At 35.7% G+C, this 16,471-nt stretch carries 12 protein-coding genes and 1 riboswitch; of the genes, 2 read left to right on the forward strand and 10 right to left on the reverse strand.

Features of this window, described 5'->3' with window-relative positions; translation table 11 throughout:
* Positions 1–5: 5 nt before the first annotated feature.
* Positions 6–614, reverse strand: coding sequence for a succinate dehydrogenase cytochrome b558 subunit (locus tag HHU08_RS17225; protein ID WP_016201772.1), 609 nt, complete (start codon positions 612–614; stop codon positions 6–8).
* A gap of 165 nt (positions 615–779) precedes the next feature.
* On the opposite strand from HHU08_RS17225, the gene HHU08_RS17230 reads away from it, so the two are divergent.
* Positions 780–2,219 carry a DDE-type integrase/transposase/recombinase gene (locus HHU08_RS17230; protein ID WP_169187685.1) on the forward strand — a complete coding sequence of 480 codons (1,440 nt, stop codon included), beginning with the start codon at positions 780–782 and terminating at the stop codon, positions 2,217–2,219.
* Between the two features lie 807 nt (positions 2,220–3,026).
* The gene (locus tag HHU08_RS17235) at positions 3,027–3,488 is read left to right on the forward strand and encodes a YslB family protein (RefSeq protein ID WP_169188937.1); all 462 of its coding nucleotides are present in this window, start codon (positions 3,027–3,029) and stop codon (positions 3,486–3,488) included.
* A gap of 63 nt (positions 3,489–3,551) precedes the next feature.
* Here HHU08_RS17235 and HHU08_RS17240 read toward each other — a convergent pair whose 3' ends face one another.
* The 9 genes from HHU08_RS17240 to HHU08_RS17280 all read right to left on the reverse strand — a co-directional run bounded on the left by HHU08_RS17240 (position 3,552) and on the right by HHU08_RS17280 (position 16,415).
* Positions 3,552–5,567: a methyl-accepting chemotaxis protein gene (locus HHU08_RS17240; protein WP_169188938.1), complete on the reverse strand. Its 2,016-nt coding sequence runs from the start codon at positions 5,565–5,567 to the stop codon at positions 3,552–3,554.
* Positions 5,568–5,776: 209 nt separating this feature from the next.
* Positions 5,777–7,006 (reverse strand): aspartate kinase, encoded by a 1,230-nt coding sequence (locus HHU08_RS17245; RefSeq protein ID WP_016201776.1) that lies wholly within the window; start codon positions 7,004–7,006, stop codon positions 5,777–5,779.
* A 183-nt stretch (positions 7,007–7,189) separates the two neighbouring features.
* A riboswitch (Lysine riboswitch) is annotated at positions 7,190–7,372 on the reverse strand.
* Positions 7,373–7,433: 61 nt separating this feature from the next.
* A complete protein-coding gene (uvrC, locus tag HHU08_RS17250; RefSeq protein ID WP_101730678.1) occupies positions 7,434–9,206 on the reverse strand; it encodes an excinuclease ABC subunit UvrC in 1,773 nt (590 codons plus the stop codon).
* Between the two features lie 368 nt (positions 9,207–9,574).
* Positions 9,575–9,889, reverse strand: coding sequence for a thioredoxin (gene trxA, locus HHU08_RS17255; RefSeq protein WP_016201778.1), 315 nt, complete (start codon positions 9,887–9,889; stop codon positions 9,575–9,577).
* A gap of 125 nt (positions 9,890–10,014) precedes the next feature.
* Positions 10,015–10,992, reverse strand: a complete 978-nt coding sequence (locus HHU08_RS17260) for an electron transfer flavoprotein subunit alpha/FixB family protein (RefSeq protein ID WP_169188939.1) — start codon at positions 10,990–10,992, stop codon at positions 10,015–10,017.
* A gap of 21 nt (positions 10,993–11,013) precedes the next feature.
* A complete protein-coding gene (locus tag HHU08_RS17265; RefSeq protein WP_169188940.1) occupies positions 11,014–11,766 on the reverse strand; it encodes an electron transfer flavoprotein subunit beta/FixA family protein in 753 nt (250 codons plus the stop codon).
* Positions 11,759–13,441, reverse strand: a complete 1,683-nt coding sequence (locus tag HHU08_RS17270; protein ID WP_169188941.1) for a long-chain-fatty-acid--CoA ligase — start codon at positions 13,439–13,441, stop codon at positions 11,759–11,761. The genes HHU08_RS17265 and HHU08_RS17270 overlap by 8 nt, the downstream gene beginning before the upstream one ends.
* Before the next feature lie 180 nt (positions 13,442–13,621).
* Positions 13,622–14,029 (reverse strand): DUF350 domain-containing protein, encoded by a 408-nt coding sequence (locus HHU08_RS17275; protein ID WP_016201782.1) that lies wholly within the window; start codon positions 14,027–14,029, stop codon positions 13,622–13,624.
* Between the two features lie 34 nt (positions 14,030–14,063).
* A complete protein-coding gene (locus tag HHU08_RS17280) occupies positions 14,064–16,415 on the reverse strand; it encodes an endonuclease MutS2 (RefSeq protein WP_169188942.1) in 2,352 nt (783 codons plus the stop codon).
* Positions 16,416–16,471: the final 56 nt, after the last annotated feature.

Here is a 16,471-nt window from a genome sequence, read left to right on the forward strand (position 1 = left end):
ATTTATTAAACAAACGCGAATATTGCTCGTACACCTACTATTGTTAATGCAACAAATATTCCTAGCGTTACATATGTATTAATTCGTTGAGATTTAGGAGAAACAGTGATTCCCCAGCTTACACAGAATGACCACAATCCATTAGAGAAGTGGAAAATGGTTGAGATAACTCCTACTAAATAAAAAATAAGCATCCAAGGGTTTGCCAAATTTTCGCTCATCATCTCATAGTTCACTTCTTGCCCTAATTGAGCGGCTACCCTTGTTTCCCATACATGCCAAACAATAAATATTAATGTAATGATCCCTGTCACCCTTTGAATATAGAACATCCAATTTCGGAAAAATCCGTAGTTTTTAGTATTATTTTTGGCTGTAATCGCAATATAAATTCCATATATTGCATGATACAATATCGGTAAAAATATTACAAAAATTTCTAAAAAATACCGAAAAGGTAAATGCTCCATAAAGCCAGCTGCCTTGTTAAAGGCTTCTGCGCCTCTAGTTGCAAAGTGATTGACAACTAAATGTTGGATCAAAAATACTCCCACTGGAATCACCCCTAATAAAGAGTGAAGCCTTCTGAATAAAAACTCTCGATTTGCTGCCATAAAATTCCCCCCTAATTGATGACCGTATTGTCAAAACTTTTATAGTAAATAGGTTATTAAATCCTATCTGAGAGGGCTTTATAAGCAAAAAAATTGCCACCCCCTGAATTCTAAGGATAATTGAGGTTACGACACTCTCAACAACCTAGAAAAGGAAGTGACAATTTGTACCCTCAAATTATAACCTATTTATTAACTTTTATAAACTATCAAGAACAACTAATTCGAACATTGCTTACTTTATTGATTGGTAAGAGTATGTTTGATAAGCCTACTGAACAGCCAGTAAATAAACCATATCGAAAACTTCAAGTGGACGACCTTCCGGTCATTGAAGTTCTGGAACAGCTTGATTATCGAGTTCTTCTTAGTGAATATCTAGAGAAGAACGGGAAACCACTTAAACCTGTTCAAAGGCGTAAGAATGCAAAAGTTTCCGTACCTAAATCCATGAACTGCCCAAAGTGTGGTGCTCCATCAGATTATCTTTATGCCAACAATGGAGATAAAGGCCAGTATCAATGCAAGGTGTGTACAGAGCTCTTCAGTGAAAAGAACCGTTATTCTAAGGAAGCCATCCTGAAGTGTCCTCATTGTTCCAAAACTCTCGAGAAAATAAAAGAAAGAAAAGATTTTCACGTGTTTAAGTGCAAGAACAATGACTGTTCTTATTATCAAAAGAAGCTCAATGGGATGACTTCAAAAGAAAAGAAAAGGTTCAAAAAGGACCCTCAAGCATTTAAATTAAGATACATTTTCCGTCAGTTTCATATCGATTTCCAGCCGTTATCCAAGGAATCACCAGAACTGCCGGCCGTTGACTTATCAAAGATTTATGCATCACCACATACATTAGGATTAATCCTAACCTATCATGTAAACTATGGCCTTTCGGCCCGTAAAACAGCTGCGATTATGCAGGACGTACACGGAGTGATGATTTCACATCAGACTGTATTGAACTACGAAAATAGCGTAGCTTTATTACTTAAACCTTATGTGGATCACTATCCCTATGAACTTTCAGACCAATTCTGCGGTGATGAAACGTATATCAGAGTAAACGGTCGATGGCATTATTTATTTTTCTTTTTTGACGCCGTGAAAAAGATTATTCTTTCGTATCCGGTGTCGCCTAATCGAGACACAGCAACAGCCATTCGAGCAATTGATGAGGTCTTAATCAAGATGAAAGAGATTCCAGAAAATCTGACCTTTGTGGTAGACGGGAATCCAATCTATCTTTTAGCCCAACATTTCTTCGCTCAACATGGGATTTCATTCGATGTGAAGCAGGTCATTGGATTAACCAATGAGGACCCTGTTTCGACCGAATATAGACCACTGAAACAAATAATTGAGAGACTTAACCGCACCTTTAAGGGCAATTATCGCTCCACTCATGGATTCGGCTCTGAACATGGTTCCATTTCATACGTCACCTTATTTACGGCCTACTTTAACTTTTTGCGTCCGCATGCCGCCTTAGAAGGAAAAGTGCCCGTAGTGAATCCAGAACTCAAGGGGCTTCCAACAATGCCAGCACGTTGGACAAAGCTCATTGGATTAGCACAACAATGGATAGTAGAACAAAGACAAGCCTAACTTTTTGTTTAGCTGAGCCCTTAAGCTAATTCAGCAATCGGCGGAGCGAACTCTTGACAAACCGAACTTGCCAATGGTTTAAAATGGAAACAACCAAGGGCTTATTTGGTATGCCTTCTTTTGTTCCCTTCGCCCTTGTTAAACAATCCTCAAACCATTGGCGTGTTTGTCAAGAGCGATTGCGGCGCATCTCCATCCAGTAAATAGGAGAGAAACTAACCCTTTAGGTAGTTTTCATAAATCTTTTGACACTACCTTGATGACATACTCCCTTTGCCTCTAAAGCGATAACAAAACCAAAAATTCTTACAATTTAGTGACAATTTAATTGTACTCTTAAAAAAAAATGCGGTCAAGAAAACGGATACATTAAATAAATTTTCTTTCGCTTTTTTTCTATTTATATGTGAAAAAAAGTAAAAATTTCCTCCTTTCTATTATTCGCATAAATTTATCACGCAAATCAAATAATAGAATTATCACCAAAAGCTTTTATACTTAACGGTAACATTGTAAATCCCTAAAGTTTTAAACAACTTAGAATATTGTGTAATTACAAACTACATTGTCCTTGTAAGTACTTTTTAAACTTTCTAATTTAAATATCATTCGTTTTTCTTATGATTTTTTTCCGTTTTTACAGTATACTATTTAGACAATATATTTTATTCTATTTTATTTGGAATCCATTCTTCTTCCTAAACAATGGTATGGAATTACCGTGAATACTTAAAATGGTTACTTTTTTTAGAAGATAATTCTTGTAATTAAGTGAATATAATAGAATGGTAGAAAGAGGAGAGCATATTGAGTGATTTAACATCCGTAGAAGAAAAAACACAAGTGGAAACTGACCCACTTACTGTTCCCGCATATGGATACGAATTAATTCGAGAAATACTTATCCCAGAATTATTAGGTCGAGATACTCCTGACCTATTGTATTGGGCAGGTAAACGTATTGCTCGATTATTTCCTTTACATGCAATAGAAGAAGCTTATACCTTTTTTCAAAAAGTCGGATGGGGAAATTTAGAAGTAGTTAAACAAACAAAAAATGAAATTACTTATCAATTATCCAGTGATCTTATCGAAAAAAGATTAAAAGAAAAAGGGAAATGTACATTTCAACTTGAAGCTGGTTATTTAGCACAGCAATATGAACAAACGAAAAAAGTTATTGCTGAGGCCTTTGAAGACCCAAAAAGAAAAGATAAAAAAATAACCATTACGGTTCGTTGGGATAGTAAAGATCCAGTAGTAGAATAAAGAGATGACTCCATATGACGAAAGGAATTTTTTATTAGTTCCTTGTTGCCATATGGAGTTTTTTTAAATAGTAAATGTATTTATCTTTTCTTGAAGTTCGACAGCTACATCTGATAATGAGCTGGCTGCTGCTTTTATTTCCTGCATTGCGGCTAATTGTTCTTCTGTTGAACTTGCCATTTCCTCTGAGTAAGCTGCATTCTCGCTTGAAATAGTTAATAATTCATTGGCTGATACACTTACAGCTTGTACCTGCTCTGCTATTTGATTAGACAGGTTAGCAACTTCCGTCATTTGTGGTGAGATAGTTTTTACGCGCTGAATAATACCATTAAAAGCTTCTGTCGTTTGCTTTGATGCCAATATTCCATTTTGAACACTTTTCGTAACTGCCCCCATCCCTTCGACGGTCGTTTTTGTATTCATAAGAATGTTTGTAATAATATCACCGATTTCTTGCGCAGATTGTTCGGACTGCTTGGCAAGTTTTCCAACTTCCGTCGCAACTACGGCAAATCCTTTTCCATGCTCTCCTGCTCTTGCTGCTTCTATTGCAGCATTTAAGGCAAGCAAATTAGTTTGGTTAGCTATGCCACTAATAGTCTCTACAATAGATTCTATTTCTTGCGAGCGTTCTTGTAAGGACAGTATTTGCTGGTTCGATGATTCCACCGAATGATAAATTTCATTCATCTGGCTCAGCGTATTGTTTACTGTATTCTCTCCTTCTTGCGCCTGTATGACCGTCTCATTTGTCAATGTGGAAACAATTTTTGCACTTTCAGCAACTTTGTTAATATGATTCTCTATGTCCTTTAATGCATTAGTATTCTTTGTTAAATTATCTTTTTGCATTTCAGCCTTACTTGCTACTTCTTCCAATGCCCCAGCAACGTATTCAGATGCTGAAGCTGTTTGATCCGAGCTTGCAAGCAATTGCTCAGAAGAAGCTGCAACATGTTCCGATTTTTCATTTACATCTTTTATAATATTATGTAGATTTTCAGCCATATTCTTTAATGCTAGAGCTACTTGGCCAATTTCATCTTCTCTAAGAATGTCTACTTTCTCTGTTAAATTTCCTTCACTCATTTTTATTGCTGATTCCTTTAATTTGTTTAATGGTTTAATAAAAGAATTGATAAGTATGAATATAAAGAAACCGCTCACTAATAGAGAGACCACTATTACTAAAACTGTTTGATATAGTATAGGAAAAGTCATATCATTAATTTCTGATTTATCTACAACGCCAGCGAGTTTCCAGCCCACTGTTTCATTGGTTATATATTGCATAATATATTTATTTCCACCGTCAGTTAGATCGATACTTCCCTCGTTTTTGTCAAACATTTGATTGAACACAGACTGTTTCGCAGTTGTACCTGCTTCTTCTTTAGGATGAACGATATATTTTTTATCTTGATTGAAAATAATGATAAAGCCTTTATCTCCTATTTTCACATTTGAAACTAAGCTTTTTATTCGCTCTAAGCTTACTTCCATCCCTACTACACCTTTTTTATCCTCCGTCTGCTTTGAAACTGCAACAACTAAACTGCCTGTGGCAATTGATGTATAAGGACTAGAAACATAAACAGCCCCTTCTTTTTCCATCCCGTTTGTATACCATGCATCTTTCCTTGGATCATAGCCTTTACCAAGAATGCTATTAGGAGATTGGATGAGTGTTCCTGCTTTCGAACCAAAGAAAACGCTCTCAATTTCTGGGTTCAATTCCATGTATTTATCAAATTCTGTCCTTACCGTCGTGTTGCTTTCTTCTGATTGTTCATCAAATTTAATTTTCTCCGAATAAATAACCGTTTGATAAATACTGGTACCTAATGTATTTCTAATGATATTGTCCACAATTTTCACATTTTCATGGGAAGTGTTTAAAAATTGATTTTCCATTTCATTTCTCGCTTTTATATAAGAAAACGTGCTTATAATTAAACTTGGAATAATTAAAATTAGGGCAAAAGAAATAATCATTTTTGTTTTTAACTTAATCTTAAATCTTTTTGAACTGTTTTTTGTAGTTCTATTTACTCTATCCCAAATCTTCATCTTCATATCAGGACCTCCTTTATAGTAAAATATTCCTCTTTTCCTATCTTACCATACAAATTAAGCGTTTTCATAAAAATTATTTTGTTTTTAATTTTTGAAAATCCCTTAAATCTCGTCTATCAATATAGAATGGAAATTAAAACGCATTTCTAAAAGAAAAAGCCCCTTCTTCTATGCTTTTACTTTTAGAAGGAAGGGGCTTTTTGTCTTAATTATGCATTCACAGGTAGTTTAGCCAATTCAAACGCATCGTGTAATGTTTCTACTGCTTTCACCATATTCTCTTTTTCAATCACAGTAGATACTTTAATTTCTGATGTGCTTACCATCTTAATAACAATTTCTTCAGTTGATAATACTTTAAACATTTCTGCTGCTACGCCAGGATTAGAAATCATTCCAGAACCTACAATCGATACTTTTGCTAATCCTTGTTCTGAAGTGACTTTATCATATCCTAATTCGGCTTTATTTTCTTCTAACACTTTCAATGTTTCTTCTAAATCACTATCTTTAATTGAAAAAGATAGGTTAGTCAACTGATCATTTGTTAAACTTTGAATAATGATATCTACATTTATATGATGGGATGCAAGTGTTGTAAAAATAGTAGAAAGACTTGTTAGCGGATTTCTTAATCCAAATACCGTAACACTCGTAATATTATCTTCAAACGCAACTCCACGTACGACTAAATTTTGTTCCATTGAAACTTCCTCCTCGATGATCGTTCCTTCTTCTTGTTCCATACTTGAGCGAACCACTAATGGCACTTGGTAGTTTTTTGCATATTCTACTGCTCTTGGATGCAAAACGCCTGCCCCTAAATTAGCTAGTTCCAACATTTCGTCATAGGAAATCGCTAATAGTTTTCGCGCATTCTTCACAAAACGAGGATCGGTTGTAAAAACGCCTGTTACATCTGTATAGATATCACATTTTTCCGCTTTTAACGCTGCTGCAATAGCAACTGCCGTAGTATCTGAACCACCACGTCCAAGGGTTGTTATATCCCCTGTTTCTGTGACTCCTTGAAACCCAGCAACTACAACTACTTTTCCCTGTTGTAATTGTCCTTGCACTTTTTCCGTTTGAATATTTAATATTCGTGCATTGCCATGGACATCCTCTGTTTCTATTCCCGCTTGCCAGCCGGTATAAGAAATAGCCTCTACTCCTTTTGCCTGTAAAGCCATAGACAGTAGACTTATAGTAATCTGCTCCCCAGTGGAAAGTAATACATCCATTTCTCGTTTAGATGGCTTTTGATTTATCTCATTCGCTAGTGTTACAAGAGAATCTGTTGTTTTTCCCATAGCAGACACAACCACTACTACATCATTACCACGATTCTTTTCCTCGATTACTCTTTCTGCTACATGTAGAATTCTTTCTGCGCTGCCTACTGAAGTTCCACCAAACTTTTGTACAACTAATCCCAAAGTCATTCCCTACCTTCTTGTAATCTTAGAGGTTTCTTTTTATTTCCCCTTGCTTTTCTTTTATGTATTACTATTTTCTCTGTGGCAAACTGAAATAACGAAAAAATAGATGAAGACAATAAAAAAAGCAATGAGAATATCTCATTGCCGTGCAGTCCAATTAACAGTATTAATATGCACAAACAGTGAGATAGCTCTCCAAAACAGTTCCTTGTTTTGACAGTCTTACATTTATTCAATGCAAAACCAGTAAAAAAAGCAATGAGAACTTTCCTTACTTCGGCGATCTATCCCTTTCATAATTCTTCTCTGAAGCTCATTCTTCTCCGAATTATTACTCTTGAAGTTCGCACCTCTACCTTCACTTATTAAGTTATAAGTTGCCATCATTATAGCACAGTGTTTTTATTACGACAATTATTATTTTTTATTCCTGTAATTTAGCAAGTAATTGTTCTGCCACATTTGCTGGAATTCCTATTTCTAAAAACTCTTCGATTGAAGCTTCCTTCATTTTCTTTACAGAACCAAACGTTTTTAAAAGAAGCTTTCTACGTTTTTCCCCAATTCCAGGAATTTCATCTAATAAAGATTGAAAAGCATTTTTTCCTCTTAATTGACGATGGAATGTAATCGCAAAACGGTGAACTTCATCTTGGATTCTTTGTAATAAATAGAACTCCTGACTATTTCGCGCCAGTGGAATAATCTCTAATGGATTTCCAAATAGAAGCTGAGAGGTGCGGTGCTTATCATCTTTCACTAAACCAGCTACTGGAATATCTAAGCTTAATTCATCAAGCAAAACCTCTCTTACTGTTTCCAAGTGACCTTTTCCTCCATCAATTAATAATAAATCGGGAAGCGGCAATCCTTCTTTTAGAACACGCTGATACCTTCTACGAATAACTTCACGCATTGATTCATAGTCATCTGGGCCTTTAACAGATTTGATTTTATACTTACGATACTCTCGTTTCGCCGGTTTTCCATCAATAAAGACGATCATTGCTGACACAGGGTTAGTCCCTTGAATATTACTGTTATCAAATGCCTCAATGCGGAGCGGAGTATAGATACCCATTTGTTTCCCTAGATTTTCAACTGCCTTTATTGTTCGCTCTTCGTCTCTTTCAATTAAGGAAAACTTCTCCTTCAAAGCGTTTTTTGCATTTTTATTAGCCAATAATACAAGTTCCTTTTTTTGCCCTCTTTGCGGTTTTATCACTTTCACCTTTAATAATTCCTCGACAATATCGCTTTGGATATCGTCTGGAAGATAAATTTCCTTCGGTTTAAAATGATTGGCTTTCTCATAAAATTGTCCTAGATATGTTAACATTTCCTCCTCTGGCTCTTGATAAATAGGAAACGTGCTAACATCTCGTTCAATTAGCTTTCCTTGGCGGACAAAAAACACTTGAACACACATCCAACCTTTATCATAGGAATAACCAAAAATATCTCTATCTACTAAATCGGTCATCATCATCTTTTGCTTTTCCATCGTTGCTTCAATATGAGCAATTTGGTCGCGATATTCTTTCGCACGTTCAAAATCTAATTCTTCCGATGCTGCCATCATCTTTTCAGACAGCTCTTTTTTTATCTCTTTATATCCACCATTTAGAAATTTCGTAATATCATCTGTCATCATCTTGTATTCTTGCTCTGGAACCTCGTTTACACAAGGTGCAAGACATTGTCCTAAATGATAATATAAGCATACTCTATCTGGTAATACATTACATTTGCGCAAAGGATAGATTCGGTCAAGAAGCTTTTTGGTTTCGTTTGCTGCTTGGACATTAGGATAGGGACCAAAGTATTTCCCTTTATCTTTCTTTACATTTCGAGTGGTTATAAGCCGTGGATGTCTTTCAGCCGTCAATTTTATAAACGGATAGCTTTTATCATCCTTCAGCATAATATTATATTTTGGATCATGCTTTTTTATCAGATTTATTTCTAAAATAAGCGCTTCGATATTGGAAGAGGTTATGATATATTCAAAATCTTCTATTTCATTGACAAGTCTTAATGTCTTTCCATCATGAGAGCCTGTAAAATAGGAACGGACTCGGTTTTTTAACACCTTTGCTTTTCCTACATAAATAATAGTGCCTTGGCGATCCTTCATTAAATAACAACCAGGCTGATCAGGTAAGATCATTAATTTATTTTTAATGATGTCGTTCAAGTTTTTCCCTCCCAGCTAAAAACAATAAACAAACGAACATATATACTATCTTCTCTAATTATAGAGAATTTCGTCGATTCATCAAGAAAAAAGTCTAGAATGGAAATAATTTGATGAGAACGGTTTATTTTTGAATGGGGAGATGAGGAGGATGAAAGTATTTTCGCGCTATCCATTGTTTTGAAGAACGCCTTTTTTCTCTTGTACTCTTTCCTTTTTATACTTTCCTTCCCTTGATATACAATCTTTTCGGTCGGTCCAGTCTACACACAACGCTGGTCACCACCTTTAATAAAAAAACTGCAAACACTATCTCATATTTTGAGTGTGTTTACAGTTTCTTTCTCTTCAACGAAGAAAGTTATTAATTAAACATGTTTTGCTAATAATTCAGAAAGAGCTTCTTTTGGTTGGAATCCAACTACTTTATCTACTACTTCACCGTCTTTAAGAACTAGTAAAGTTGGGATACTCATTACGCCAAATTTAGATGCTGATCCTTGGTTTTCATCTACATCGACTTTAACGATTTTTACGCTATCTCCAATTTCTCCATCAAGCTCTTCAAGAACTGGAGCGATCATTTTACAAGGTCCACACCATGGTGCCCAGAAGTCTACTAGTACTACACCTGAACCTGTTTCTTCTTGGAATGTTTGATCTGTTGCATGTGTAATGGCCATTTATTATTTGCCTCCTTATTTGATAAACTAACAATATCGAAAGTATACCATGCTTTCAGTAATGATACTAATAATATGTTTCAAGTATCATTTTCCCCCACTAGTACTTAATACATTCACCATTATTAGAACGTTCCGGTTTTGTCCCATTCTTTAATTAAAGCAGGAATTATGTCAAATAAATCCCCTACAATCCCGTAATCAGCTACTTCAAAAATAGGAGCATTTGGGTCTTTATTGATAGCAATAATTGTTTTAGCGGATGTGACGCCAACAAGGTGCTGAATAGCACCTGAAATACCACAAGCGATATAAACATCTGGAGCGACGGTTTTTCCTGTTTGTCCAAGTTGAATAGAAGCATCGCATATTCCTAATTCTACAGCCCCTCTTGATACACCAACCGTTCCGCCAAGTATTTCTGCTAATTTATTTATTAAAGCAAATCCTTCTTCATTCTGTATTCCTCTTCCAGCACCAACAATAATTTTCGCATCCACTAGCCCTATTACATCAGCCTTTTTTTGTTCTAGGCCAATTAAAGCTGTGATTGGCTGATCAATTGTTACTTTCAAATTATAAATGCTTGGGTTTGATTTCTCTTTTCTTTGTGATGCTGACCATTTTTTTGGCTTAATGGTAACAAGAAAAGCAGAATCATTATTAACTTCTATTTTTTCGATTAATTTGCCAGAATAAACAGGGCGATTAAAGGACAGCTTGCCATCATGAAAGTCAAAGCTCTCTATATTCGAATATAACGGTAGGTCCCATTTTTCACTTAGATAGGGAGAGAGGGATCTTCCAATATCTGTGTGTCCACACAGAAGGATGGTAGGCTTGAGTTGGTCCCAAACAGATAATAGTGCCTTCGCATACGTTTCATTTAAAAATCTAGAAAGCAAAGGATGTTCCACGATCACTATTTGATCGACATCATATTGGTGCCATTCAGATTCATCCTTTTTTATGTCGTCTCCCATTATTAAAAGGATAATGTCTGCCTCTCTTTGTAATTGCTTTGCTGCTGAAATACACTCAAGCGTAATGGAGGCAAGCTTATCTTGTTGATATTCTCCTAAAATAACAATTTTATCTTTCACTATGAACCCCTCCATAACTTTTCATTGCAATGATTTTAATAATTTGTTTAATGTAACTGCCTTATCCCATGTTTCCCCTTGAATCATCGTCTGTTTACGTTTTAACTGTGGATATGAATATTCGCTTAAAGTATTATGTGATAGACTTTCTTGTGATTGTTTGAATAATAGGGGCTTCTTTTTTGCTTTCATAATTCCGGCAAGGGATGGTAGACGAGGAACATGTAAACCTTGTGGGATGGTAATTAAGAAAGGAAAAGGAACACGAAATGACTCTATGTCCCCATCAGTATTTCTTCTAATTAGTGCATTTCCTTCTTCTTCTTCGATCCGTATTGTTTTGGTAAAGAATGGGATATCTAATGAAGCTGCAAGACGAGGTCCTACTTGACTGGAGGCTCCATCTGTAGAAAAATCTCCTGCAAGAATTAAATCATAGTCAACATCCTGTATATACTCCTTAATCTTTTTAGCTATATTAGTTGGTGCCTGTTCGTTTGGATTACATTCTATTAAGACCGCTTCATCCGCTCCCATAGCCAAAGCTACTCTTAATTGCTTTTCGCCTTCTTTTTTGCTTACCATTACCACCGTGATGTGACCACCATATCTCTCCTTTAATTGTAAAGCCTCTTCTAGACTTATTGCATCTGGGGGATTAATGATGAAATCCTTTTCCTCTGCAAAAACTTGTCCAGATTCAAGTACGAAAGTAGCATCAGGAGAAATGGTTCTCGATAATAATACAACCATATGCAATCTTTTTTTACTCATTTCCTTCTTCACTTTCTTTCTTCAATTGTCTTCGCAATATTTTCCCAACCGCTGTTTTTGGAAGTTCTTCCCTAAATTCGTAAATACGAGGGACTTTGAAGGAAGCCAATCTTTTTCGCATAAACTGATCCAATTCTTCTTCTGTAACCGTCATTCCCTTGCGCATTACAATAAATGCCTTGACTGTTTCTCCTCTATAAGAATCTTTTACTCCAACGACGGATGCTTCCATAATAGCAGGATGCTCATACAGAACTTCTTCCACTTCACGAGGGTAAATATTAAAGCCACTGGCAATGATAATATCCTTTTTCCGATCAACGATATAAAAATAGCCATTTTCATCCATATATGCGATATCGCCTGTTAATAACCATTCATCCATTAAAACTTTGTTTGTTTCTTCTTCGTTATTCCAATACCCTTTCATCACTTGTGGTCCCTTTATTGCAAGCTCTCCAATTTCACCCACCGGTAATATTTCGCCTGTTTCTAATGAAAAAATAGCTGCATCCGTTCCTGGCCATGGTACACCAATGCTTCCTTTTACAATTTCATTGTCCCAAAGAAAATTCACATGGGTAACAGGGGACGTTTCCGTTAATCCATAGCCCTCTACAATTTTCCCGCCTGTCTTTTCCTCAAATTTCTCAATTACATCTACTGGTAATGGCGCAGAGCCACTAATCGCGCCTTTAATGGAGGAAAGATCATATTTGCTAATATCTGGGTGATTCATTAAGCCAATGTAAATGGTCGGCGCTCCTGGGAATACGGTCGGTTTTTGTTTATCGATCGTTTTTAATAGACCAGTTACATCAAATTTTGGAACAAGAATCATTTTATACACTTCCATTACGGATAAAACAAGGACTGTCATAAGCCCATAAACATGAAATAACGGCATTACTGCAAGCATTTTTTCTTTTCCTTTTTCCATCTTATACAGCCATTGTCTGCACATGGAGGTATTGGCAACTAAATTTTGATGGGTTAAAATAACACCCTTTGGAAATCCAGTCGTTCCTCCAGTATATTGTAGAATCGCGATATCCTCTTCAAAACTAATCGGTACTTCCTGAAGATCTGTTGCTTTTGTTTTTATTGCTTTGGTAAAAAGATGAATGGCTTTCGATGATGGAATAATTAGGGGTTTTCCTAGCTCTTTTGCTTGGATGAATGGATAGACGATATTTTTAGGAAATGGTAAATATTCTTTAATGGATGTAATGATAATATGCTCGAGATTTGTTTGTACCTTCACTTTCTCCACTCTGTTATAAAGCATATCTAATGTTATGATTGCTTTTGCGCCTGAATCTTTCATGATAAATTCTATTTCTCGTTCTTGATACAGAGGATTTACCGGAACAACAATTCCTCCAGCCTGCAAAATTGCATAAAAGCTAATGACAGTTTGAGGAATATTCGGAAGCATCACAGCTACCCTGTCCCCTTTTTTCACACCTAAGCTTTGTAAAAATACTGCTAATTGCAATATTTGTTTATAAAGGGTTTTAAAAGTAATTTCTTTTCCCATAAAATGAATAGCTTTATGTTTCGGATACTCACTTGCTGCGTATTTTAATAATTGTGGGAGAGTATCTGCTCGATAGTAGACATTTTTGGCAATTTGGTCAGGATAAAGTTTTAACCATCTTTTCTCAGTTTCCAACACAATTCCTCCATTTAATTCTATTGTTGTACTAGCTTATTATATGGAGGAATCTATTCATTGGATTATGTATAAGCCTACTTTCAGCATAATTGAAAAAATATGCGTTATGCCAATCTAATGATAAGCCAAAAAAGAACCATCACTAAGTGATAGCCCTTTCTAATATACTTATTGCTATTAAGAAATACCTGCGCCAACTACAAAAGATAAACCAACAGAAATAATCATCGAGATAAACCCTACAGCGCGATTATCATTTTTAATTTCTTCATCAATTTTAAATTTTGGTGTTAAAAATTCAAAGATGAAATAGCCGATTAACAATAATCCAAAACCATATACACCCCAGATAATCATTGTCAATAAAGAATCATTATGCATAATTGAATGCCTAAATACATTCATGATTCCAAACATTTTGCCCCCTGTAGCCATCGCAACTGCTAGATTGCCATTTTTTATTTCATCCCAATTATTATATTTGGTTACAAGTTCAAAAATAGCCAAAAATACAACAAGACTTAAAATTACGACACTATAATCCCCTGCTGTTTTTACATACTCATTTCCCCAAAATTGATTCATATGGTTTCTCCTCTGCTAGATTTCTTAAAAAACATTATTTAAATTCTACAACTGTTACACCGCTTCCGCCTTCTCCAGCTTCCCCAAAACGGATATTCTTTACTGCCCTGTGATTTTTCAAATATTCCTGAACTCCTGAACGAAGTGCTCCTGTTCCTTTTCCATGAATAATTGATACACGAGGGTAGCCAGCAAGCAGGCTGTCATCGATATATTTTTCAACTCTCGAAAGTGCATTTTCAAATCTTTCGCCACGTAAATCTAATTCCAAACTAACATGATAGTCTTTTCCCTTTATCGTCGTTAAAGGTTTGGTTTCAACTACTTTAGGTGCTTTAATGAACTCAAGATCCTTTTCTTTTACCTTCATTTTCATAATACCAATTTGTACTTGCCATTCTTTATTGGAAACCTTTTCTAATAATTGTCCCTTTTGATTAAAGGTTAGAACCTTCACTTCATCACCAGGTTGATATACATGGTTCCTATTGGATACTACTTGTTGTTTTTTCATTTCTATTTCTGGTGTTGCATCCTCTAATCGTTTTCTTGCATCAATTAGTTCATGCTCTTTTATTTCCACGCGTTTTTCCAGCTGCATTTTTCGTAAATCGCCAATAACAACTTCTGCTTCTTTTTTAGCATTTTCGATAATTTCTTTTGCTTCCCTTTTGGCTTTCTCTTGTAGTGTTTCTTTCTTCTCGTAATACTCCATTACTTGCTTCTGTAAATCACGATGAAGCATTTCAGCTTGTTTTAACAGATCTTTCGCATCTTCATGCTCCCGTTCTGCCTGCTTACGGCTTTCCTCTAGGGAGGCAATCATATTCTCAATCTTATTGCTGTCTTCACTTACATGAGAGCGAGCAGCGTTAATGACGTCTTCTTTTAAACCTAGTCGTTTACTAATTTCAAAGGCATTACTTCTGCCAGGTACTCCAATAAGTAATCGATAGGTTGGACTTAATGTTTCAATATCAAATTCGACACTTGCATTTACTACTCCATGTCGATTGTACCCATATGCTTTTAACTCTGGATAATGAGTAGTTGCGATGACTCTTGCCCCTCTATTATTTACTTCATCCAGAATGGAGATAGCAAGTGCAGCTCCTTCTTGAGGGTCTGTACCCGCCCCTAATTCATCAAATAAAACAAGACTCTCATGATCCACTTTTTCGAGAATACTTACGATATTAACCATGTGAGAGGAAAAAGTACTCAAAGATTGTTCAATCGACTGCTCGTCTCCAATATCTGCATAGACGGATTTAAATACACCCATTTCCGAACCGTCTAATACTGGAATCTGCAGACCGGCTTGTGCCATTAGCGTACAAAGTCCTACTGTTTTTAGCGTTACTGTTTTACCACCTGTATTTGGTCCTGTGATAACAATAGATGTATACGTATCCCCTAGAACAATATCATTTGCCACTACTACTTCAGGCGGGATTAATGGATGTTTTGCTTTAAGAAGAACAATCTTGCCTTCATTATTAATTTTCGGCTTTGACGCTTTTAAACGATGCGCATATTTTGCTTTTGCAAACATAAAATCGATATCTGCTAATACGTTGACAATATGCAATAATTCTTCTTCATATTGAGCAACAAGTGCAGTCAACTGTGTTAAAATACGATCAATCTCTTGTTGTTCTTTGACACGAATCGCTTGCAGTTCATTATTTAATGTAACAACAGATTGCGGTTCAATAAATAAAGTTTGCCCAGAAGCACTTTGATCATGAACAATCCCACCATAGTTGCCTCGATATTCTTGTTTAACAGGGATTACATAGCGATCATTTCTTATCGTAATAATGCTATCAGAAAGCATTTTTTGAGCATTGGAGGAACGAATCATGCTTTCTAATTTCTCTCGCACCTTTGCTTCATTTCTGCGCAGCTGATTTCTTAATGTTCTAAGTGCATCACTTGCACTATCCATTACAGCACCTTGTTCATCAATAGCCATCTTTATTTCTTCTTCTAATTCAGCAAGTACGATGATACTATCTGTTAAAGTGAAAAGAATCGGGACAGCTTCTTCTTCATGAAATTCTTCAGTAAAACGTTTCATTTGTCTACTTGCATGGACTGTGCTGGAAATTTGCGTTAATTCTGATGGACTAAGCATACCGCCAATAGAGGATCTTTTCACATGGGCACGGATATCATAGATTCCATCAAGAGGAATCGATCCACGCATACGATACACCTTAGCTGCTTCATCTGTTTCATCTTGCCATCTTACTACTTCGCTATAATCAGTAGATGGGACTAACCCCTCAACTTTATCCCTTCCTAATGAAGAGGACACATGCTCAATTAATTGAGCTTTAATTTTATCAAATTCTAATGTTTTTAATACTCTATCCTGCATGGAGTAATCTCCTTTGCTATCCCATTTTACGGATTTAATAATATTTTTGTCGACAA

The sequence above is a fragment of the Niallia alba genome, from assembly GCF_012933555.1.
GTDB classification, from domain to species: Bacteria; Bacillota; Bacilli; order Bacillales; family Cytobacillaceae; genus Niallia; species Niallia alba.